The 21,039-nt window shown below is 59.2% G+C and carries 20 protein-coding genes; 8 read left to right on the top strand and 12 right to left on the bottom strand.

Features of this window, described 5'->3' with window-relative positions; translation table 11 throughout:
* Positions 1–46: 46 nt before the first annotated feature.
* Together AB4N44_RS08445 and AB4N44_RS08440 are read left to right on the top strand one after the other, a co-directional pair.
* Entirely contained in the window at positions 47–937 is an 891-nt protein-coding gene (locus AB4N44_RS08445; RefSeq protein WP_007908631.1) for an ATP-binding protein, read from the top strand.
* Positions 934–1,416, top strand: a complete 483-nt coding sequence (locus tag AB4N44_RS08440) for a GAF domain-containing protein (RefSeq protein ID WP_127929226.1) — start codon at positions 934–936, stop codon at positions 1,414–1,416. The genes AB4N44_RS08445 and AB4N44_RS08440 overlap by 4 nt, the downstream gene beginning before the upstream one ends.
* Here AB4N44_RS08440 and AB4N44_RS08435 read toward each other — a convergent pair whose 3' ends face one another.
* The 8 genes from AB4N44_RS08435 to AB4N44_RS08400 form a co-directional block, all read right to left on the bottom strand.
* Positions 1,417–4,362, bottom strand: coding sequence for an HD domain-containing phosphohydrolase (locus AB4N44_RS08435; protein WP_460109312.1), 2,946 nt, complete (start codon positions 4,360–4,362; stop codon positions 1,417–1,419). It lies immediately after the preceding gene.
* A gap of 47 nt (positions 4,363–4,409) precedes the next feature.
* Entirely contained in the window at positions 4,410–8,054 is a 3,645-nt protein-coding gene (locus AB4N44_RS08430; RefSeq protein ID WP_460109315.1) for a transporter substrate-binding domain-containing protein, read from the bottom strand.
* A gap of 8 nt (positions 8,055–8,062) precedes the next feature.
* Entirely contained in the window at positions 8,063–8,689 is a 627-nt protein-coding gene (locus tag AB4N44_RS08425; RefSeq protein ID WP_007908640.1) for a response regulator transcription factor, read from the bottom strand.
* Between the two features lie 314 nt (positions 8,690–9,003).
* The gene (locus AB4N44_RS08420) at positions 9,004–10,332 is read right to left on the bottom strand and encodes a deoxyguanosinetriphosphate triphosphohydrolase (RefSeq protein WP_127929223.1); all 1,329 of its coding nucleotides are present in this window, start codon (positions 10,330–10,332) and stop codon (positions 9,004–9,006) included.
* Between the two features lie 76 nt (positions 10,333–10,408).
* Entirely contained in the window at positions 10,409–11,572 is a 1,164-nt protein-coding gene (locus AB4N44_RS08415; RefSeq protein WP_150750718.1) for an EAL domain-containing protein, read from the bottom strand.
* 124 nt (positions 11,573–11,696) lie between these two features.
* Complete coding sequence (locus AB4N44_RS08410; protein WP_150776328.1) at positions 11,697–12,035, bottom strand: hypothetical protein; 339 nt, start codon at positions 12,033–12,035, stop codon at positions 11,697–11,699.
* Entirely contained in the window at positions 12,032–12,418 is a 387-nt protein-coding gene (locus AB4N44_RS08405; protein WP_016985474.1) for a phage holin family protein, read from the bottom strand. The genes AB4N44_RS08410 and AB4N44_RS08405 overlap by 4 nt, the downstream gene beginning before the upstream one ends.
* A 2-nt stretch (positions 12,419–12,420) precedes the next feature.
* Positions 12,421–12,735 (bottom strand): ElaB/YgaM/YqjD family protein, encoded by a 315-nt coding sequence (locus tag AB4N44_RS08400; RefSeq protein WP_007908653.1) that lies wholly within the window; start codon positions 12,733–12,735, stop codon positions 12,421–12,423.
* Between the two features lie 305 nt (positions 12,736–13,040).
* On the opposite strand from AB4N44_RS08400, the gene AB4N44_RS08395 reads away from it, so the two are divergent.
* Positions 13,041–14,249 (top strand): ammonium transporter, encoded by a 1,209-nt coding sequence (locus AB4N44_RS08395; protein ID WP_016985472.1) that lies wholly within the window; start codon positions 13,041–13,043, stop codon positions 14,247–14,249.
* Here AB4N44_RS08395 and AB4N44_RS08390 read toward each other — a convergent pair.
* Positions 14,246–15,958: a cation:proton antiporter gene (locus tag AB4N44_RS08390; RefSeq protein WP_150750720.1), complete on the bottom strand. Its 1,713-nt coding sequence runs from the start codon at positions 15,956–15,958 to the stop codon at positions 14,246–14,248. The genes AB4N44_RS08395 and AB4N44_RS08390 overlap by 4 nt on opposite strands.
* A gap of 209 nt (positions 15,959–16,167) precedes the next feature.
* Here AB4N44_RS08390 and AB4N44_RS08385 point away from each other — a divergent pair, with 209 nt between their 5' ends.
* The 3 genes from AB4N44_RS08385 (at position 16,168) to AB4N44_RS08375 (ending at position 17,795) form a co-directional block, all read left to right on the top strand.
* The gene (locus AB4N44_RS08385) at positions 16,168–16,404 is read left to right on the top strand and encodes a glutaredoxin family protein (RefSeq protein WP_127929219.1); all 237 of its coding nucleotides are present in this window, start codon (positions 16,168–16,170) and stop codon (positions 16,402–16,404) included.
* Positions 16,405–16,516: 112 nt separating this feature from the next.
* Positions 16,517–16,834, top strand: coding sequence for a transcriptional regulator (locus AB4N44_RS08380; protein ID WP_123466484.1), 318 nt, complete (start codon positions 16,517–16,519; stop codon positions 16,832–16,834).
* Positions 16,835–16,904: 70 nt separating this feature from the next.
* Positions 16,905–17,795 (top strand): pseudouridine synthase, encoded by an 891-nt coding sequence (locus AB4N44_RS08375; RefSeq protein WP_460109322.1) that lies wholly within the window; start codon positions 16,905–16,907, stop codon positions 17,793–17,795.
* A 79-nt stretch (positions 17,796–17,874) separates the two neighbouring features.
* On the opposite strand, the gene AB4N44_RS08370 is transcribed toward AB4N44_RS08375, so the two are convergent.
* Both AB4N44_RS08370 and mobA read right to left on the bottom strand, forming a co-directional pair.
* Positions 17,875–18,096, bottom strand: coding sequence for a YgdI/YgdR family lipoprotein (locus tag AB4N44_RS08370; protein ID WP_007908660.1), 222 nt, complete (start codon positions 18,094–18,096; stop codon positions 17,875–17,877).
* A 77-nt stretch (positions 18,097–18,173) separates the two neighbouring features.
* Positions 18,174–18,776 (bottom strand): molybdenum cofactor guanylyltransferase MobA, encoded by a 603-nt coding sequence (mobA, locus tag AB4N44_RS08365; protein ID WP_460109324.1) that lies wholly within the window; start codon positions 18,774–18,776, stop codon positions 18,174–18,176.
* Positions 18,777–18,857: 81 nt separating this feature from the next.
* Here mobA and moaB point away from each other — a divergent pair, with 81 nt between their 5' ends.
* Positions 18,858–19,397, top strand: coding sequence for a molybdenum cofactor biosynthesis protein B (gene moaB / locus AB4N44_RS08360; protein WP_064120226.1), 540 nt, complete (start codon positions 18,858–18,860; stop codon positions 19,395–19,397).
* A complete protein-coding gene (locus AB4N44_RS08355) occupies positions 19,381–20,607 on the top strand; it encodes a molybdopterin molybdotransferase MoeA (protein ID WP_127929216.1) in 1,227 nt (408 codons plus the stop codon). The genes moaB and AB4N44_RS08355 overlap by 17 nt, the downstream gene beginning before the upstream one ends.
* Positions 20,608–20,667: 60 nt before the next feature.
* Here AB4N44_RS08355 and AB4N44_RS08350 read toward each other — a convergent pair whose 3' ends face one another.
* Positions 20,668–20,976 carry a hypothetical protein gene (locus tag AB4N44_RS08350; RefSeq protein WP_174245074.1) on the bottom strand — a complete coding sequence of 103 codons (309 nt, stop codon included), beginning with the start codon at positions 20,974–20,976 and terminating at the stop codon, positions 20,668–20,670.
* Between the last annotated feature and the right edge of the window lie 63 nt (positions 20,977–21,039).

The raw sequence follows: 21,039 nt of genomic DNA, 5'->3' as shown, positions 1-21,039 counted from the left end.
GTCGCTGGATCGTCATCATCACTGTGAACGTGCCCGAGGAGAAGACGTGGATTCCCGATTGAATGCTTTTCTTGAACGCGCCGAGTCGGTTCTGGCGCGGATCGAACCGTTGTTGCCGGCACCTCGGCCGGTGATCGACTGGGGTACTTGTCTGGCTGCGCGCTGGCAGCGCGACGGACGCAGCGGCTACCTGCTGCCACTGGAAGTCAGCCTCGACATGCGCCTGTCCGACCTGATCGGTGTCGACCGTCAACTGGAGCAACTGGGGCGCAATACCCAGCAATTTCTCGATGGCATGCCGGCCAACCATGCGCTGCTCTGGGGCTCGCGCGGTACCGGCAAGTCTTCGCTGGTGCGGGCCTTGCTGGCGGAACACGCCGCCGCGGGCCTGCGCCTGATCGAGATCGAGCGCGATCATCTGGCGGATCTGCCACGGGTGGTCGAGCAGATCGGCAAGCTGCCACAACGTTTCGTGCTGTTTTGCGATGACTTGTCGTTCGAGTCCGGTGAAGGCGATTACCGCGTTCTCAAAAGCGTGCTCGACGGCTCGCTTGAACAGGCGCCGGACAACGTTTTGCTGTACGCCACCTCCAACCGCCGCCATCTGGTGCCGGAGAAGGAAAGCGACAACGAAAACTGGAAACGCGTCGACGGCGAACTGCACCCCAGCGAAGCCGTTGAAGACAAGATCGCCCTGTCGGACCGTTTCGGTCTGTGGCTGTCGTTCTACCCGTTTACCCAAGAACACTTCCTTAACGTCGTCGAGCACTGGATTGGCCAGTTGGCCGCCAAGGCCGGCCTGAGCTGGCAGCGCGACGAAGAACTGGACATCCTCGCCGTGCGTTGGGCCACCGGCCGCGGTAATCGCAACGGACGTTGCGCGTACCAATTCGCCCGTTACTGGGTGGGACTGAAATTGTTGGAGCACAAGGCATGATTGATTTGCAACAAAGCGGCCAGGGCCTCGAAGGCTATGGCATGTTGGCCGCGCAACTGGAATCGCTGCTGGCGGATGAGCGCGACTTCATTGCCAACGCCGCGCAGTTTTCGGCGTTCCTGTACAACCAGCTCGATGACTTGAACTGGGCGGGTTTTTACCTCAACCGCAACGAAGAGCTGGTGCTGGGCCCGTTCCAGGGCCAGATCGCTTGCGTGCGCATTCCCTTCGGTCGTGGTGTGTGTGGCGCGGCGGCAGCCAGTCGGCAAACCCAGCGCGTTGAAGACGTGCATGCGTTCCCCGGGCATATCGCCTGCGACAGCGCTTCGAACAGTGAGCTGGTCGTGCCGTTGGTCAAGGACGGACGCCTGATCGGGGTGCTCGACCTCGACAGCCCGAAACTGGCGCGTTTCGGCGCGCAGGATCAGGCCGGTATCGAACAACTGGCGGCGATTTTCCTGCGTCTGACCGACTGCTGATCATGCGCTGAGGCCAGCCTTGTGCAACAGGCTGGCCGGATCCACGGCGTCGATCTGCGCTGGATCGAGAAAGCGCACGGCGTACTGCATGTACACACCTTCGCTGATGAACAATCCAAACAGCTGGGCATCGATGTGCGCTTCACGGCACATGGTGGCCATGATCGCCAATGCTTCACTCAAGGTTTTGGCTTTCTTGTACGGGCGGTCAGCCGCTGTCAGCGCTTCAAAGATATCGGCGATCGCCATCATCCGTGCCGGCAGACTCATTTCTTCGCGTTTCAGGCGTTTCGGATAACCGGTGCCGTCCATTTTTTCATGATGACCGCCGGCGATTTCGGCAATGCTGTCGAGGTGGCCGGGGAAGGGCAGGTGACTGAGCATCATGATGGTCTGGACCATGTGGTGATTGATCACGTAACGCTCTTCGCGGGTCAGGGTGCCACGGCTGATACTCAGGTTGTACAGCTCGCCGCGATTGTATTTGTAGCGCGGCACCTCCAGTTTGAAGCCCCACGGATTGTCTTCGGGAATCAACTCGTTCGGGTCGCGTTCGAGCAAGTGTTCGGGTTTGTCTGCCAATAGCTGTTCACTGACCGGCAAGCTCGGCGCCGGCGTGCGCGACTGACGCCGGTTCTCTTCCCAGGACACACCCAGACGGTCATCGAGGGTACGCATCCAGGTGCGTCGAGCCAGATCATCAAGGCGTTGCAGATCCGCTTCGGCCATGGCCTCACTGCCCAGGTTGCAGCGCGCGACAAACGCGAAGTCGTCGTCGAGCGCCGTCAGTGTCGCATCGCGCAGTTCGGCCAATGCTGTCTCATCACCGCCCAGGGCCCGCGCCTGCCAATAGCTGATCCAGGCATCACGCTTGAGTACTTCGAAGCGGGTGCGGATCTCGTGAATACGGTCGTTGATGGTTTCCAGTTTGGTCGCCTTGTCGACCACGTATTCGGGCGTCGTGACCTTGCCGCAATCGTGCAGCCACGCGGCAATGTGCAAGGCTTCCCACTCGTCTTCGCTGGGTTGATAGGCGCTGAAGGCTGGCGCCTGACTGGCTGCCGCTGCCTGAGCAAGCATCAGCGTCAGCTCTGGCACGCGCTGACAATGTCCGCCGGTATAAGGGCTCTTCGCGTCGATGGCGCCGGCGAGCAATTGAATGAAGGCGTCGAGCAACTGCTTCTGGCGGGCTTGCAGACGCTGGCTCTCGATACTCACCGCCGCCGCGCCGGACACGGCCTGGAGGAACGCGATGCGGTCGGGGCGCAGTTTTTCCAGATCGACTGCCGTGCCGCTGTCGTTCACCAGCAGGATCAGCAGACCGATGGTTTCGTCGTGGCGATTGTGCAGGCGGAGGCCGATCAGATGAACGCGTGGCGATTGCATCGCCAGCAGGACTTTCTGCAGATCGCCGGCCTGATCGACGCCGAAGTTGCTCACCACATTGTTGGCGTTGATCAATTGCTCGAACCACGTCGGGCCCTGGTTGTGTTGCAGATCATGGCCCTCAATGTCGAACGCCTCCAGCGTCCGGGGCGTGCCGTCGATGACCAGTCCGTAAGGCTCCATGCGACTGCTATCGCTTTCACGCAGATAGATCAGCCCCGCCTGCGCCTGAGCAATCTGCACCGTTTCGAACAGCACCCGTTGCAGCAGGGGGGCGAAGCGGGTTTCGGCGCCAAGGGTGTCGGTAATGCGGAAAAAACTCGCCAGGGTGTCTTTCATCCGTGCCATCGACACGCTCAATTGGTCGACTTCAAGCACGGGCGAGCGACGTGCCAACGGAAAATTGAAATCGAAACTGCGGATGGCGTCGGCTTCCTTGACCAGCGCGTGCAACGGCTTGACCAGAATCCGCGAAATCACCCAGCCCAGGGGCAGGCACAGCAGTAAGGTCGCCAGGGTGATCAGCGCACCTTGCCAGCGCAAGCGGTAGGCATCGACCAAAAGTTCGTCTTCCGGTACCAGTAGCGCCAGTTGCAAACCTTTCGGGCCGCCCTCCTGAATGCTGCTGCGCGCGACGATCCATTGCCGGCCGTCCGCCAGCAGGCGATTGCCGGAATGCGCGCCGGACAACAGCGCGTGCAGGCTCGGACTCAGGTCTGCGGCTTTTGCCAGATGTGCGGTGTTGCCATCGACGATCAGCCGCTGGCTGTCGGGATAGGCCACCGCGTTGCCGTCAGCATCGAACAAAGCAATTTCGGTGGACGCAGTGACGACATGTTTGCTCAGGGCGGCAGACAATGCGACCAGCGTCAGGTCAGCGCCGATCACGGCATGCTCACCGCTGCGTCGGGCCAGCGTGGTGCCGACATTGTGCGTGGAGAAAAACACGTAAGGTTCGGTGGTGATCTGTTCGTTTTGCTGGCGGGCATCGGTGAACCACGCACGGCTGCGCGGGTCGTAGCGGTCTTCGGGATTGTCCTGACGGCTGATCGGCATCAGTGCCTGATCGAAAAACAGTGACTGTGAGTGCATGGCGCCCTGCGCGTCATGCTCGATGCTCCAAACCTGATATGCCGCTGCTTCAGGGGCCTTGAGCAGTGTTTTCAGCGCGGCGCTGCGCAGCGGGCGCACCATGAAAAAGTCGCCGTTGGCATAACCCAGATACAGCGAGGCCAGATTCGGGTTGTCGGTGAGCGACTGGCTGAACGGCCTGAGCAAAGGCAAGCGTTGTTCAAGGCGCTCGGCCTGAGCGGCGGGGTTGTCCGCCAGCAGGCTCAGCAGATGCCGGATCGGCTGATAGGTGGCGGACATGTCGAGGCGCACGTCCTGTTCGATCCTTTCGAACAGCTTCTCGCTGCTTGAAAGGATGATCTGCGTGGTCTGGCGGTAATTGAACAATCCCAGCACGACCCCGGTGAGCAGCAGCAGGAATGTGAACATGACGCTGATGTGCACGTGCAGCGGGAACCGGCGTTGCTCCGGGCGCAGTGGGCTGGGCATTTCTGGCTCTCCATGATGGTTAACTCACTGCTCAGCGCCAAGCATAGTTAAGGCACGCTCATTGTGCCTCGATCCGACAACGTCAGTTGTTGCTGAAGGGCCTGCTCCAGTTCGAGCATCGCGCGGTTGCTCGCTTCGCAATGGCGGGCGATCTCGGTTGTCGCCTGTGCCTCGGCGCAGGCCTGCTCGAGGGCATCGCAACATTCGATCACGCGCGTGGCCTGAGCAATGCGCGCGGCACCCTTGATCTTGTGCGCGACCACGGCCAGTGCGCCGCGATCATGTTCGGGCGACAGCGCGAGCAATTCCTGGCGGTCGAGGCGGCTGCTTTTAAGTAATTCGGCCAACAGCCGGCGAGCCTGCGCCGGATTACCACCGGTGAGCATATTCATGTTTTGCAGATTGAAAGCCGGTGCCGTCGACGTCGGCGTGATGCCATCGACCCACTGGCTGAGCAGGCTCAGGCTCAGGGGCTTGAACAGACAGTCGTCCATGCCGGCCTGTTTGCAACGCTGGATTTCCTCAGGTTGCGCATTGGCCGTGAAGCCCAGCACGGTGCACGGCGGGCTGCGTGTCTGCAGTTCATGCTGACGAATGGCGCGAGTCAGTTCATAACCATTCATCAAGGGCATGTTGCAGTCGACAATCACCAGATCGAAATGGCCAGCCGTCCACAGTTCCAGGCCACTGCAGCCATTCTCGGCAATGCTGAAGTGATGGCCGAGAAACTCCAGTTGCTGACACATCAGCAAGCGATTGGCCGGGTGGTCATCCACCACCAGCACACGCAGGGGGGAGCAGGATGTCTTGATCGCAGGTTCACTTTTGATCGTATTCACCTGTATCGGCAGTGTTTCCAGAGCCAGTGAGAGGCAGACCTGGGTACCGATGCCCGGCTGACTGCTCAATTGCAGTTGTCCGCCCATCATTTCGCACAGGTTGCGACTGATCACCAGCCCCAGGCCGGCACCGCTTCTGCCTTGTTGACTGCTGTTTTCGGTCTGGGCAAACGGTTCGAACAAGCGTTGCTGATCCTCTGCACTGATACCGACACCGCTGTCCTGCACGGTCAGTTGCAGCAAGGCGCGGGCGGGCGCATCGGTGTTCATGAGATCGAGGGTAATGCGCACATGGCCTTGTTCGGTGAATTTGATCGCATTGCTGACCAGATTCGACAGCACCTGTTTGAAACGCAGAGGGTCCAGATACACATCGACGGCCAGATCCGGCGGATTGAAGATGACTTGCAGGGAGAGATTCTTCTGCCGCGCGAGACCGTCGAAGATTCTCGCCACTGACGTCACGGTGTCGACCAGATTGACCCGTTCCGGGCAAAGACTCAGGCGTCCGGATTCGATCCGCGCGATATCGAGAATGTCACCGATCAACCCCAGCAGATCCTTGGCCGAATGATAGGCCGTGTCGATTGACGAGCGATCCGGATGTTGTTGATCCATGCGTCTGAGCGTCAGCTCGAGCATGCCGATCACGGCATTCATCGGCGTGCGGATTTCATGACTCATGGTCGCCAGAAACGTGCTTTTCGCCCGGTTGGCCTCATCCGCCCGTTCTTTGGCCGTGCGTAGTTCCTCGAACAACTGACGGCGTTCGCTGATGTCGATCCAGCCACCGATGATGCCTTTCACGTCGCCGCTGGAGTCGCGGTACGGCAGGATCCAGTGATAGATGGTCAGGCGCCGGTTACCGATGTGCAGAGGTCGGTCGACGACCATCGGCGTGCCCTCGGCAACGACGCGCTGGTAATCGGCCTGAAAGGCCTGGGCTTCGAACGCGTTGCTCAGGGTGCCCTCGATGACGCTTTTGCCAATGACGTCTTCACGCCTGGCATTGAAAGCTTCGAGGTAGCTTTCGTTGCAACTTTGCAGCAGCCCCTGGCGATCACGAACATAAATCGGGTGCGGCGTGCCATCGACCAGTGAACGCATGAATTCGAACTGGTCGTTCAGCGCACGCTCGGCGGCCTGGCGTTGTTTGATCTGGTGGCGCATGTAGGCATTCCAGGCCAGGAGCAACAGCAATAGCAGGCAGGCGCCGAAAATCACTTGATAAAACAGGCGCTGGTAGTTGTGCCAGATGTTTTGAGACGCCGTGGAATAACCGCGCCAGCGGCCATTGATCACGCCCAGTTCATCGGGTGCGATGCTCAGCAATGCCTTGTTGATGATCGAGGTCAGTTCCGTATTGTCCCGTGCGGTCGCCAGTGAAAAGGCCGCCTGACCGGTGCCGATGGTGGTGGTGATCTGCAGCGCCTGATTAAAGATCCGCGAGGAAATGAAGTAGTTGGCAATGACCAGCGAGTTCACAGCGCCTTCGACGCGGCCTTCAGCGAGCAGCGAGACTGCACTGAAGGTATCCGCCGTTTCGATCAACTGGATGCGCGGGTACTCTCGGCGCAGGTATTCGACCATCGGATTGCCTTGGGCAATCGCCAGTTGTTTGCCTTTCAGCTGGCCCAGATTGGTCGGGCCATCGGCGCTTTTGCGGGTCAGCAGAACGTAGGAGTTTTCCAGGTAGGGGCGACTGAAGTTGAGGGTTTTTTCGCGCTCCGTTGATGGCAGAAGCGCTGCGATCAGATCAGCTTGATGACGGTCTATCTGCTGGATCATTTCCGCGTCGTTGCGGCTGCGACGGATCTCGAAACGCAGGCCGGTACGCAGGCGGACCAGTTCGAGCAGGTCGGCACTGATGCCGCGAAAATTGCCGTCGTTGTCAAAGAATGTCAGGGGCGCGAACGCTTCGTTCACCACCACACTGACAACTGGATGCTGCTTGAGCCACGCTTCTTCGCGCTGGGTCAGTTGCAGTTTCTGGTCGGTGAGCAGCAGATCGCTGCCGGCGCTCCAGCGTTTGGCGATGTTGTCACGCTCACTGGCCGGCACGGCCTTGAGCACGCTGTCGACGATGGCCAGCAGTTGCGGGTTGTTGCGGCGTACGGCGAAGCTGAATCCCTGGGCTTCCTGTTTGCCGAAGTTGGCCATGCGCACGTTGTTCAGGTAGCCCTTGTTGATCATGTAGTGCGTGGAGAGCGTATCGCCGAGAAACACATCGGCCTGATCGAACGCTACGGCATTGATCGCATTCTGGTAGGAGGGGTAGCAGGTGATGAGTGCTTTGGGGTACAGCGCCTTGACTTCGGGCAGCGGCAAATAGTGATAGACCATGCTCAGCCGCAAGCCGGCCAGGCCTTCAGTGAGAGAGCGGGTTTCGTCTTCGCGGGTGACCAGCACAGGTTGGTCAACAGCGTAGGGGGTCGATAACGCAAGGTTGGCGTTGCTCGCTTCGAAGCCGTTCGCGGTACCGAGCAGATCGACCTGGCCGTCGACCAATGCGCGAATGGCCGCACCCCGAGAGGGAAAGCGCTGCACCCTGATCGGCAAACCGGTGGCCTGGCCGAGGAGTCCGGCGTAGTCGGCCGTCAGGCCTTCGTAGTCCTTGCCACTGACCGTCATGTCAAAAGGCGGATAGTCGGGCGCGGAGGTGCCCAGAACCAGTTCGCTACGTGCAAGCAGCCATTGCCGTTGGGACTGTTCGAGCGTGACCTGCACCGGTTCGTTCGCCGACCGGCTCAGCAGGGCATAGTCCGGTGACGTGCCGGGCATGGCGAATACGTTGGTGCTCAGGCAAAGACCTGCACTCAACGCCATTAAATAGTCCTTTAAACGGCTGGGCATGCGGGCTCTCACACGAGTGCGTTTCGTTTGGCCATCTCGATAAGTTCTACAAGGGATTTGGCTTTGAGTTTTTGCATCAGGCGTTTTTTGTAGGTGCTGACAGTCTTGTTACTCAGGAACATGCCCTTGGCTATTTCCTTGTTAGTGCGACCTTGGGCAAACAGTTGCAACACCATCAATTCGCGGTCGTTGACGGATTTGAACAGTTCCAGTTCGGCAAAACGAATGTCATCACTGCGAACCGGATTCAATGCCTGACTGGGGAAATAGTTGTAACCGGAAAGTACCGCTTTGATCGCACTGACCAGTTCGCTCAAGTCTTCCTGTTTACACACATAACCCGACGCGCCGGATTGCATGCAGCGAATGCCGAAGAGGGTCGGACACTGTGCCGTCAGAATCAGGATTTTCAGCGGAGAGCCCATGGCATTGAAGCGGGCCAGCACTTCCAGGCCGTCCAGCTTGGGGATGCTCACATCGAGAATGACCAGATCGGGCATGCATTCGCGCACCATTTGCATGGCATCGACCCCGTTATCGGTTTCACCGACGACCTTGTAACCTTCATGCTCCAGCAGCATTCGAACGGCGAGACGGATGACCGGATGATCGTCGACAATAAAAACGGAGTTCATAATCAAATCCCATGCAAGCACGAATAAAGCGCGCACCTTAGCTCAGATGAATGAACGCTCGCATGAAGTGACATGGCTCTAGCCACGTTATCGGATTATTCCTACAACTAATAAGGAAACAGACTACGGTCAAACTAGGTTTGACGTAAGGAAGTGCAGGATTTGAACAGGCTTATAGTTTGACTTGAATGATTTGCAAGTGCTGGCTGTAAATGGTTTTTTATAGCTGTTTAAAGTTGCTGAATCATTGGTTGGCGGCAGTGAGTGCGATGCCTGCGGGCGGCCAATATCAGTAGCCGCCCGCGTGCAATGGATCAGTGACTGGAGCGACCGGTCATTTCCAGCGCCATGTCACTGGCGTAGCTGTCGGTCATGCCGGCAATGAAGTCGATCATGCGCAGAAACGAGGTGTGTAACGAACCTTGCGGATCCGGTGCGTTACTGCCCAGCAGATCGAGAATGCGCCGGCTCTTGAACGACGGCGTGCGACCGTTGTGTTGTTCCAGCGCCGCGCCGCAGAACGAGTTGAGCAGGATCTCCAGCGTGGTATAGGCGCCGATCTCATGCAGGGTTTTGCGTTTGTCCTGAAAGATTTTCTTGCGGGCGATGTCCTTGGCATTCAACACGCAACGCTTGGCCGGACCGTGCATGTGTTCGACCAGATCGCCGTGCAGCGTGCCGGCAAGGAGTGCGTCCTGTTGCTCGACAAAGGCTCGCGCGGCGGCGTTGGTCAAATGCTCGATGGCCTTGCCGCGCAGAATCGCCAGTTTGCGTCGACGTGAATCCTGCGGGCCGAGCTGACGATAGGTTTCCGGCAGATCATCGCCCACCAGCCCGAGCAGCAGCGATTCGACTTCGGCATAGTCCAGCAGCTCCATTTCGAGGCCGTCTTCGAGGTCGATCAGCGCGTAGCAGATGTCATCGGCGGCTTCCATCAGGTACACCAGCGGGTGGCGCGCCCAGCGTTGATCCTCGATTTGCGGCAGGCCCAGTTTGTGGGCGATCTGCTCAAGCAGCGGCAGCTCGCTCTGATAGCAGCCGAATTTGTGTTTCTTGTAGCCCAGAGAGTCGGCGTGGCGCGCGGTCCACGGGTACTTCAGGTAGGTGCCGAGGGTGGCGTAGGTCAGCCGCGTGCCGCCGTCGAACTGGTGGTATTCGAGCTGAGTCAGTACGCGAAAGCCTTGGGCATTGCCTTCGAAATTGAGAAAGTCAGCGCGCTCGGCTTCGCTCATGCCGTCGAGCCAGCCACGGCCGGCCGCCTGCTGGAACCAGTGGCGGATGGCATCTTCACCGGAATGGCCGAACGGCGGATTGCCAATGTCGTGGGCCAGACACGCCGACTGCACCACCATGCCGAGGTCGGCCGGGTCGCACCATTCGGGCAGGGCGCTGCGCAGGGTTTCGCCCACCCGCATGCCCAGCGAACGACCAACGCAACTGACTTCCAGCGAGTGGGTCAGGCGCGTGTGAATGTGGTCGTTGCTGGTGACCGGATGCACCTGGGTCTTGCGCCCGAGGCGGCGGAAGGCGCCGGAGAAAATGATGCGGTCATGGTCTTTGTGGAAAGGGCTGCGGCCAAGTTCTTGCGGGCTGTGCAGCGGCTTGCCGAGACGTTCGCGGTTGAGCAGGGTTTGCCAATCCAAGGCTGATTCTCTCCGTCAGGTGACTGGGGGCGTTGGCCCCTAGCTTCCCGGTTCACGCCCGGCCCTGCAAGCGGAACTACAGTCCTGCGGCGTCGATGTCGATCAGCAGCAAACGCTCGCCATTGTCGAAAAACTGTCCGGCCGTCAGGCAGTACTGATTGCTGGTGGCGTCGCGGTACGTATTAGAGAGCGTCAAACGCCGCTCCTCCCAACCTTCGGCGAGCAAATGATAGAAGTACGGACGCCACGACCAGTTGTGCCCCAGATACCGATTGTCGGCGACCCAGCCGTGCTGCCGCCATTCGAGGTTGGGGGTGAGTTGCGTGCCGTGACGATCGCATTGATAAAAGCGCAGCAACCAGGGGAAGGCGTCCAGTTGTGGCAATGCGCTCAAGGGAGCATGTGCCTGAGCCCAGGCTTGCAGGATCGACATCAGCTCAGCGAGTTGCTGACGCATTTGCATCAGCCGACCGCGTTCCGCGAGTTTTTGCCGAACATAACGCTGGCGCAGCTCGGCGAAGCGCTGCACGAACGCATCGGTGGGGAAGAACGCCTCCTGCGCCCGCGCGAACAGGAATCCCTGCACGTAGCGCGAACCGCATTCCAGGGCGAAATTCAATTGCGCTTCGGTCTCGACGCCTTCGGCGATGATCCAGCAGCCGGTCTTTTCGGCCATCTGCGCGAGAGCCTTGACCACGTCGCTGCTCGGCCCGCCCAGGGCTGCGGCCTGGAACAGGCGCATATCGAGTTTGAGAATGTCCGGTTGCAGCGCCAGCACCCGATCCAGTTGCGAGTAGCCGGCGCCAAAGTCGTCAATGGCGATTCTTGCGCCTGCCTCGCGGTAACGCGCGACGACTTCTGCCAGGCGTTGACCATTGCCACCCAGTTCGGTGATTTCGAAAACAATACGTTGCGGATCGATGTTGTAGCGTGCCAATTGCTTGAGGCTGGGCAAGGCTTGATCGGCGCGCAGGCGACTGATCCAGCGCGGCGACATGTTCAGACTGAGAAACCAGTCTGCCGGCGCTTCGTGCAAGCGGCTCAAGGCGTTATCGCGGATTTGCCGGTCGAGGCGCCGCAGGGCTATGGCGGGTGTGCGCGGGTCGGCGAACAATGGCCCGACCGAATTCAATTGACCGTCAGCCTGGCGCAGGCGCCCCAGGGCTTCGACGCCGGCAATACGTCCCGTGGCGGTATCGATGAAAGGCTGAAAGCAGGCGAGCGGTTGCCCGTCGATCACGGGGCCTCCTTAGTCGTTCTTGTTCTGGTTGAACCCCGTCGACCGGATAGGCGTACGGGATTGAACCTCCGGATAAAGAGGTTCATCCCGCCGCTACTGCAAGAATGTAGCCAGATGTATCTGCTTAGCGTTTTGCCGAGCTCTGCATCACCAGTTTGATCAGCGGCCCAAGACTGGTGCCGAGTCGGACCAAGCGAGTCAATCCGCCAACGCCGCCGCTTTTCGCGCCTTTGCCGGTGATAAAGCCCAGCAGCGTAATGGCAGCCACGCCCCACAACGGCGCGTGTTTGATGCCGAAGCCACCTTGCAGGTTTTGCGACATGCCGCGCATGCGATGCAGAGGCTGCAGCACTTGCCCGGCTTCATGGCGGATTTCCTGGCGATGCATTTCCATGCGCAGGCGGATCAACGCCTTGCGCATTTCCCGACGCGAGCTGTTGTGTGGCAGTTCAGGCAGGCTCATGGCAGCAGGCGCTCCCGGTCGTTGGCCAGCTCTTCGAGCGTGCCGTGGAAAGGTGAGGACTCATCGAAGATCGCCGCCTTGAGGCGCAGCCCGCAGAAGATCGAGGCCAGGGTATAGAAAACGCACAGGCCAATGATCGCGGCCAAGCGGTAAGTGTCCCAGAACACGATCATCACCAATGTCGATAAACCCACCAGCAACAACAGAGCAAAAACCAGGGCCAGGCCGGCGAACAGCAACAGGCTGACGGTACGGGATTTCTGCTCCTGCAATTCGATGCCGAACAATTCGACGTGGCTGTGCAACAGACCCAGAACGGCGGCGCCCAGGCGTCGTGTGGAAGAGGCGGTGCCCGCAGTCGGGCCGGATTCACCGATCGACATAATCAGCGCCGAGTAGCCAGCAGGCCGATCAGGAAGCCGACACCGGCAGCAATGCCGACGGACTGCCAAGGGTTGGCCGACACGTAATCCTCGGTGGCGGTTACCGCCGCCTGACCGCGGTCGCGCAGGGTTTCTTCGGTCAGTTTCAGGGTTTCGCGGGCGCGCAGCAGGCTGTCGTGGATCTGCTCGCGCAGCTCATCGGCCTGATCGCCGGCCAGGGTGGCGGTGTGCTCGAGCAAGCGTTCGGTGTCGGCGACCAAAGTCTGGAAGTCGTTCATGAGGATTTCTTGAGCAGTCTTTGCCTTGATGCTGGCCATGGGTGGATCTCCGTAAGTGACGTCTGAAGCGTTCGAGTATGAGCCTTGCGCGAAGGTTCAGTACAAATGACTGGTACAACTTTTGCTGTGTCGTGGTGCGTCGCCTGGCCGTTGTGCGCTGTTGCCGGGCGTGCGCCTCGAGAAACCTTATCTCAAACAAGCCCGGTTCGTGTCAGGACATCGACCTCGTGCGCCAAAGCAGTTCGCCGCATCTGCGGATCCGTGACTGCGTGGTCGCAACTTGGTGCATGAAATGTGCGCATGAACCGCTTTGGTGCCTTTTTCGCCTTTAGGTCTGCCTGCTTATGGAAAATCTGCAAAGCGCTGTGGACACCCTGGTTCACAGCTCCAATACCTTGTTCATTCTGATCGGTGCGGTGATGGTGCTGGCAATGCATGCCGGTTTCGCCTTTCTGGAAGTCGGCACGGTCCGTCAGAAAAACCAGGTCAATGCGCTGTCGAAAATTCTCAGTGACTTCGCCGTCTCGACCCTGGCCTATTTCTTTATAGGCTATTGGATCTCCTATGGCGTGACCTTCATGCAACCGGCGGCGGTGCTGAGTGCCGATCACGGTTATGGACTGGTGAAGTTTTTCTTCCTGCTGACGTTTGCCGCTGCGATCCCGGCGATCATTTCCGGCGGCATCGCCGAGCGCGCGCGTTTCGTGCCGCAGTTGTGCGCCACGGCCTTGATTGTCGCGTTCATCTACCCGTTTTTCGAAGGCATGATCTGGAACGGCAACTACGGTCTGCAAGCGTGGCTGACAGCGCAATTTGGTGCCGCTTTTCATGATTTCGCCGGTTCCGTCGTGGTGCACGCCATGGGCGGCTGGCTGGCGCTGGCGGCGGTGCTGTTGCTGGGGCCACGCAATGGACGTTACCGCGACGGTCGCCTGGTGGCGTTCGCACCGTCGAGCATTCCCTTTCTGGCGCTGGGGTCGTGGATTCTGATTGTCGGCTGGTTCGGCTTCAACGTGATGAGCGCGCAAACGCTGCAAGGGGTCAGCGGTCTGGTGGCGGTCAATTCGTTGATGGCGATGGTCGGCGGCACGATGGCAGCACTGCTTGTCGGGCGCAATGACCCGGGCTTTCTGCACAATGGGCCGTTGGCCGGACTGGTGGCGATCTGTGCCGGCTCCGATCTGATGCATCCGGTCGGTGCGCTGGTGACCGGCGCGATCGCTGGAGCGCTGTTTGTCTGGTGCTTTACCGCTGCGCAGGTGAAATGGCGTATCGATGATGTCCTGGGTGTATGGCCACTGCACGGTTTGTGCGGCGTGTGGGGCGGGATTGCCTGCGGGATTTTCGGCCAGACCGCACTCGGCGGAATTGGCGGCGTCAGCCTGATCAGTCAGTTGATCGGCACTGCGCTCGGCGTCGCGGTGGCGCTGATCGGTGGCTTCGTCGTATACGGCGTGATCAAGGCGCTGCACGGGCTGCGCCTGAGTCAGGAACAAGAGTATTACGGCGCCGATCTGTCGCTGCACAAGATCGGCGCGGTGAGTCAGGACTAGGTTTCGGCATCGTCGCTACCCGGATAAAAACCGTGGAGCAGGCGATAGCGGTCGATGCGTACCTGATCGACTTTTTCCTGCACCTGGTGCGCCGGCAAGCCAAGCATGATCAAGGCGTGGGAGGCGAGCATCAGGCTCGATTCCAACAGCTCCGGCACCACTTCGGTGGCGCCGGCAGCTTTCAATTCGGCCCATTGGCTGTCGTCGCGGGTGCGCACCAGAATCGGCACGTGGGCGTTGAGCCGGCGCGCTTCCTTGAGGATGCGCAGGGCAATGTCACTCTGATCCACGGCAACCACCAGCAATCTGGCGCGTAGCAGGCCAACCGCAGTCAGCAGCTCGCCGCGCGACGAGTCGCCGTAATGCACGTCGCTTTCTCCGCTGGCGGCTTCCTGGACCCGGACCGGGTCATTGTCCAGCGCGATGTAAGGCTGCTTGGCATTGCGCATGAAACGCCCGATGGATTGGCCGACGCGGCCGTAACCACAAATCACCACGTGCTGGTTGAGGTCGGCGTTGAGTGCGCTGATCTCTTCGATCTGTGCCTCTTGATTGGGTTTGCGGTGCAGCACTGCCGCGATGCGTGGCGCTGCGCGCAGTAACAGCGGCGTCAGCAGCATCGAGCAAAACGTTGCGGCGAGCAGCAGGTCGCCCAGTGCTTTGGGCATCATGCTGTTTTGCTGCATCTGCGCCATCAGTGCGAAGCAGAACTCGCCACCCTGAGCCAACGCCAGACCGCTGCGCCACGCCGTTTCGCTGTCACTGCCGCGCCACTTCACCAGCAAGGCCACGACGATGCCTTTGATCACCATCAAACCGACGGTGAGCCCGAGGATCAGCAGGCTGTGACTGACGAACAGTTGCAGGTCGATGAGCATGCCGATGCTGACGAAAAACACCCCGAGCAGGATGTCGCGAAACGGTCGGATGTCCGCCTCGATCTGGTGCCGATAGTGGCTTTCACCGAGCAGCATTCCGGCCAGAAATGCACCGAGGGCAGGGGACAGGCCCAGCAGGTGAGTCAGCCACGCGGTCAACAGCACAATCACCAGCGCCAGCAGTACGAACAACTCTGCCGAGCGTGACGCGGCCACTTCATGAAACAGCCTCGGCAGTAACCAGCGGCTGGCCAGCAGCAGACCGACAAACAGCACCACGGTTTTCGCCAGCGTCAGTGGCAGCGCCCAATACCAGGCTTGCTCGCTGCTGCCGGCGAACACTGGCACCAACGTCAGCAGCAATACCGCGACCACGTCCTGAAACAGCAGAACGCCAACGGCATTCTGCCCATGGCTGCTGAACACCTCGCCGAGGCTGCCCAGCTCTTTGGTCACAATCGCCGTTGATGACAGCGAAAGCCCGGCGCCGAGCAGCAGTGCCGGTGTCGTCGGCATGCCCAGCAGCATCAGTAACAAACCGAGCAGCGCGGTACTGATCAGCACCTGCTGACTACCGAGACGGAACACCACCTGGCGCAAGGCGATCATCTTCGACAGGGAGAACTCCAGTCCCAGTGAAAACAACAGAAACACCACGCCCAGTTCGGCGACATCAGGCAGGTGTTCGCTTTCGTTGACCCAGTCGAAAGCACTCGGCCCGACCAGCAGTCCGACGCACAGATAGCCCAGCACCGGCGGCAAGCGCAGGCGACGGAACAGGGCAATCACCACGAGGGACGAGGCGAGGATGATCAACAGATTGGCAAACACTGGACACTCCGATGTCAGATTCAGGCTTTTCAAGCGTAGAGGCAAAAAGACCGGGAGGATCGCGTAAATGGTTTTTCTGCGGACTGATTTGCGTCAGGGTTTTGCCTGTGAATCTTCGTCGAGGGGACTGGAGCCTTTGGGCGGCGGTGGCTCGACGGGTTTTCAGCTGCGGCCTAGAATAGGCCCACTCATTTTCTGGTTGAGCAATCATGCCTCCTGAATGTCAGCTGTTCGGCACCCTTGGATGCCATTTGTGTGAAGTCGCCGAGGCCGTGCTGATGGAGTTTGTCGAGCGCGGTTTGCTGGTCGAACTGGTCGATATCGCTGAAGATGAATCCTGGTTTGAAGCTTATAGCCTGCGGATTCCGGTGTTGCGTCGTGTCGACACAGGGGCAGAATTGGGGTGGCCATTCGGCTCCGATGACATCGTCGCGTTTCTGCGTTAATCAGCATTTTTTCGTTTATCCCGCCGGTCGCCGCTGCCATCCATTCCTTGGCATTTTGCGGACTGTTCGGTTACTGTATGTGTATACAGTAAATGCGTCAGAGGGATGAACCGTGGTCAATGTCGAACAGTTGAAGAACAGCGTGAACCGGATGTCGGTTGACGTGGTGCGCGAGGCGGTTCTCGAATTGCGCCTGGACGGGTTGGTCACGGAAGGCAAGACGCCCTTCAACAAATTGCATTTCAACACCTGTTTTGCCGAGATCGAGGCCTTGTTTCAGCGTGCCGGTTATCACAAGCAACTGGATGTGGTCGGTTATCAGGGTTTGCTCTACGCCTTGTATGACCCGGGCCGCTGGGAGGCGGTCGATGTGCTGCGCTGGCTCAAGGAATTCACTGAAGCTGCAGCGCTCAAAACGATCCCGGCCTGAGCATTCAATGCTAGGTTCACTTCCCTCAGTGCTGGATAATGCCGCCCTGTATTGAGGGTTTGATTTCCGTATGTCCACATCTACATTCTCTGCTGCGCAGAATCAGGCGAGCACGCTTTATCTGCCACCCGGTAAATGGCTGACCGTACTCGATTGTCTGTGCGAGCATTTCAGCGCTATTGATCGCGAGCAATGGCTGGACCGCATCGCTCGGGGACGCGTGCTGGATGGCCAAGGTCAGCCAATCCCGGTGGACTTGCCTTACAAGGAAGGTCTGCGGATTCATTATTTTCGCGAAGTGCCGGACGAAAAGCCGATCCCGGTGGTCGAGTCGATCCTGTATGCGGACGAGCATCTGGTGGTGGCTGACAAACCACATTTTCTGCCAGTGACACCAGCCGGTGAGTACGTCGAACAAACGTTACTGCGGCGTTTGATCCGACGTCTGGACAATCCTCACCTGGTGCCGCTGCACCGCATCGACCGGCATACGGCGGGACTGGTCATTTTCTCGGCCAATCCGCAAACCCGTTCGGCTTATCAGTCGCTATTCCCCACGCGGCAGATCGACAAACGCTATGAAGCCATCGCCCCAGCGCTGCCGGATCTGAGTTTTCCCTTGGTGCACAAAAGCCGTCTGGTGGATGGCGAACCGTTTTTCCGCATGCAGGAAGGCGAAGGTGCGAGCAATACCGAAACGGCGGTGGAGGTTCGGGAAAAACATGGCGATCTGTGGCGCTATGGATTGTTTCCGGTGACCGGCAAGAAACATCAACTGCGCGTCCACATGACTGCGCTGGGCGCGAGCATCTGCAACGATCCGTTTTATCCGCAGGTGTTGAAAGACGTCGAGGACGATTACGCCAATCCGCTGAAGTTGTTGGCGCAAGGTTTGCGGTTTATCGACCCGGTGACCGGTGAAGAACGCGAATTCGAGAGCCGGATTACGCTGCAGTGGTAATACCGACTTCACTTTTCGAGCGCCCATAAAAAAGCCCGCAATCAATGCGGGCTTTCTGTATCCGGCGTCGAACCAGAGCTTACAGCTCTTTAACGGTACGAACCTGATCCTTGTTGATGCGGGTTTCTTTGCCGTCCAGCTGTTTGAACTCGTAGAAGCCCGAATCATCATCGTATTTCGGGGTGTCGACGGCCTGGATTTCGCGACCGTCATTCAAGGTGATCACTGTAGGCGAGGAGCAACCGGCGAGGGTGGCAAGGCCCAGTGCGAGCATGAAAGTGGCGAGGGTCCGTTGAGTCATGGTGTGTCTCCGAATGGAAATTCTTTTGGTTACTGAGCTTGAGACGTATACAAGGCGTGAGAGTTCCTTGAATAGTGTCAGTCTGACACAGTGTTGTGGGAATTTAACAGTTCGGGGGTGTTGAGGTTGGCCAGTCGCGGATCGTTGTCCGGGCATTGCAGGGCAGTGGCACCGAGACCGCGCATGACCCGGCCGGGGCTGCGTTCACCGGCGTTCCAGGCGTCTTCGAAGGCCGATAAAAGAGCCACCGGAATTACACACAGCAACGGTTCCCAGTGCTCGTCATGGCGCAACATTAAAGGTTTTTCAGGATTCAGATTGGCGGTCTCACGCATGCTTTGCAGCAGTGCTGCGTCAATTCTCGGGACATCACAGGGCAAGACCAACAGGTGCGTGTGGCGCGCCGCTTTCAGGCCGGCGCGAATGCCGGCCAATGGCCCTGGGAAATCGCCCTCGTCATCGATGACCAATTGATCGGCGAATGGCGCGTAACGCTCGCGATTGCGGTTGCACGAAATGATCAGGTCGTCAGTCATTGCACGAACCTTGCGCTGCAAATGTGCAATCAACGGCTCACCCAGCCACTCCACCAAGCCTTTGTCCTGACCGCCCATGCGTTGGCCGCGTCCGCCTGCCAGGAGCAGAATGGAGCAGGGTGGCAATTGCATATTCAGGGGCATGGCAGCTCTCCAGAGGGGCGGCGAAAAAATGAGGCGCTGTGATATAACACCGGGCTGTTTCTCCTACAACTGGACGAGCCTATGAAAGCCAAGGCTGATGTACCTTTCGTGCCGCTCAATATTGCGGTGCTGACAGTCAGTGACACCCGAACTCTGGAAACCGACACCTCAGGTCAGGTCTTTGTCGACCGCTTGACTGCGGCGGGCCACCATCTGGCAGAGCGGGTCTTGCTCAAAGATGACCTCTACAAAATTCGCGCGCAAGTCGCCAACTGGATTGCCGACGATGTCGTGCAGGTAGTGCTGATCACTGGCGGCACCGGATTCACTGGCCGTGATAGCACACCCGAAGCGGTCGCCTGTCTGCTCGACAAACAGGTCGACGGGTTTGGTGAGTTGTTCCGGCAGATTTCGGTAGCCGATATCGGCACTTCGACGGTGCAGTCCCGTGCATTGGCCGGCCTGGCCAATGGCACGCTGGTTTGCTGTTTGCCGGGTTCGACCAATGCCGTACGCACTGGCTGGGACGGCATCCTTGGTGAGCAACTGGACGCTCGGCACCGCCCGTGCAATTTCGTCACCCATTTGAAACAGGCGGCGCCTTGTGAATCCCGTGGGTAAGCCGGGCAAAACGGGGGCGCTGATGCCGGTCGAGGTGGCGCTGGCGCGTCTGCTCGAAATGGCTGAAACGTCGGCAATTGTCGAGCATGAGTATTTGCCGTTGGCACAGGTTCAGGGGCGGGTGCTGAGCGAGGACCTGATTTCGGCGCTGGATCTGCCACCCTGGCCTAACAGCGCCATGGACGGTTATGCGTTGAATCTGGCCGACTGGAATGGCCAACCGGTGCCGGTCAGTCAGAAAGTGTTTGCCGGGCAATCCCCCGAACCGCTGAAGCCCGGCACTTGTGCGCGGATTTTCACCGGGGCTCCGGTGCCGGCGGGTGCTGACTGTGTAGAAATGCAGGAAAACGCTGAGGTTCAAGCCGACGCAATGGTGCGTTTCCTGGAACCGATGAAAGCCGGGCAGAACATCCGCCCGCAAGGCCAGGAAACTACCGTCGGTGAGCTGATTCTGCCTGCCGGCACTCGATTGGGTCCGATTGAGCAGGGATTGGCTGCATCGTTGGGCTGCGCCGGACTGAAGGTGGTGCGCAAGGTGAGAGTCGCGGTGATTTCCACCGGCGATGAGTTGGTCGAACCAGGCCAGGCACTGGGGCCGGGTCAGATATACAACAGCAATCGGGTGTTGCTGTGCAGTTGGTTGCAACGTCTGGGCTGTGAGGTAGTCGACGCCGGCATTCTCCCGGATGATCTGGCCACTACCCGTGCCCGTCTGGGTGAGTTGCAGGATGTTGATCTGATTCTTTCCACGGGTGGCGTCTCGGTGGGTGAGGCGGATTTTCTGGGTATTGCCTTGCGCGAAGAGGGTGAGCTGGCCCTCTGGAAGCTGGCGATCAAGCCCGGAAAGCCGTTGACGTTTGGGCATTTCCGCGGCGTGCCGGTCATTGGTTTGCCCGGGAATCCGGCGTCAACATTGGTGACCTTCGCGCTGCTCACTCGGCCTTACCTGTTACGCCGTCAGGGTGTGCGGGACGTCGAGCCGCTGAAGTTCACTGTCCCGGCTGGTTTTGTCTGGCCGGTGGCAGGCAATCGGCGCGAATATCTGCGTGGTCGTCTGGAGCAAGGACGGGCGACTGTTTACCGCAACCAGAGCTCAGGCGTATTGCGTAGCGCTGCGTGGGCAGATGGATTGGTCGAAGTGCTGGAAGGTCGCACATTGAGCGAGGGAGACGAAGTTGCCTTCATTCCGCTGAGTGACCTGCTGGACTGATCGCAGTCTCGCAAATGCAGGCGTCGGTTGACTCTGGCGGCGCCTGCAATGACTCATTCGTCAGTTGCTGATCAATGTCACAAGCTGGTCGAATCGGCTGTTCGCCACCCAACCCAGCAGTCCCAGAACTACTGCTGTCGCGCCTGCCGAGTAGGCAAGCCGGTGTTTGATCGTTCTGACATCACTGCGGACTTCGTCCATGTCCCGTCGTAGATATTTGAGATGGGTTTCCAGCTCGGTTACACGAGGTTCCATATCAACTTCTCCAGTAGCTCTGGCGCTGTTTTTGAATTCGGACTTGTGATTCGCGCGACTTTCGACGAGAGGGCCGACCGGGCTCACTGGCATTCTTGCTTCATGACTTGGCATGGAAGCATCCACCGGTTGTTTCGAATGTTCGCTTGCTACCTGTTCCAGCTCCCGAACTGACAA

It is taken from the genome of Pseudomonas sp. S3_C06 (assembly GCF_054667675.1).
Note: the sequence above shows the minus strand (reverse complement) of the source record. Positions and strands in the feature narration are given on the sequence as shown.

Excerpts from the sequence above, each read along its gene's own strand:
- AB4N44_RS08440 (WP_127929226.1), top strand. The coding sequence starts at position 934 with ATGATTGATTTGCAACAAAGCGGCCAGGGCCTCGAAGGCTATGGCATG.
- AB4N44_RS08435 (WP_460109312.1), bottom strand. The coding sequence starts at position 4,362 with ATGCCCAGCCCACTGCGCCCGGAGCAACGCCGGTTCCCGCTGCACGTG.
- AB4N44_RS08430 (WP_460109315.1), bottom strand. The coding sequence starts at position 8,054 with ATGCCCAGCCGTTTAAAGGACTATTTAATGGCGTTGAGTGCAGGTCTT.
- AB4N44_RS08425 (WP_007908640.1), bottom strand. The coding sequence starts at position 8,689 with ATGAACTCCGTTTTTATTGTCGACGATCATCCGGTCATCCGTCTCGCC.
- AB4N44_RS08410 (WP_150776328.1), bottom strand. The coding sequence starts at position 12,035 with ATGAGCCTGCCTGAACTGCCACACAACAGCTCGCGTCGGGAAATGCGC.
- AB4N44_RS08405 (WP_016985474.1), bottom strand. The coding sequence starts at position 12,418 with ATGTCGATCGGTGAATCCGGCCCGACTGCGGGCACCGCCTCTTCCACA.
- AB4N44_RS08400 (WP_007908653.1), bottom strand. The coding sequence starts at position 12,735 with ATGGCCAGCATCAAGGCAAAGACTGCTCAAGAAATCCTCATGAACGAC.
- AB4N44_RS08395 (WP_016985472.1), top strand. The coding sequence starts at position 13,041 with ATGGAAAATCTGCAAAGCGCTGTGGACACCCTGGTTCACAGCTCCAAT.
- AB4N44_RS08385 (WP_127929219.1), top strand. The coding sequence starts at position 16,168 with ATGCCTCCTGAATGTCAGCTGTTCGGCACCCTTGGATGCCATTTGTGT.
- AB4N44_RS08375 (WP_460109322.1), top strand. The coding sequence starts at position 16,905 with ATGTCCACATCTACATTCTCTGCTGCGCAGAATCAGGCGAGCACGCTT.
- AB4N44_RS08370 (WP_007908660.1), bottom strand. The coding sequence starts at position 18,096 with ATGACTCAACGGACCCTCGCCACTTTCATGCTCGCACTGGGCCTTGCC.
- mobA (WP_460109324.1), bottom strand. The coding sequence starts at position 18,776 with ATGCCCCTGAATATGCAATTGCCACCCTGCTCCATTCTGCTCCTGGCA.
- moaB (WP_064120226.1), top strand. The coding sequence starts at position 18,858 with ATGAAAGCCAAGGCTGATGTACCTTTCGTGCCGCTCAATATTGCGGTG.
- AB4N44_RS08350 (WP_174245074.1), bottom strand. The coding sequence starts at position 20,976 with ATGCCAAGTCATGAAGCAAGAATGCCAGTGAGCCCGGTCGGCCCTCTC.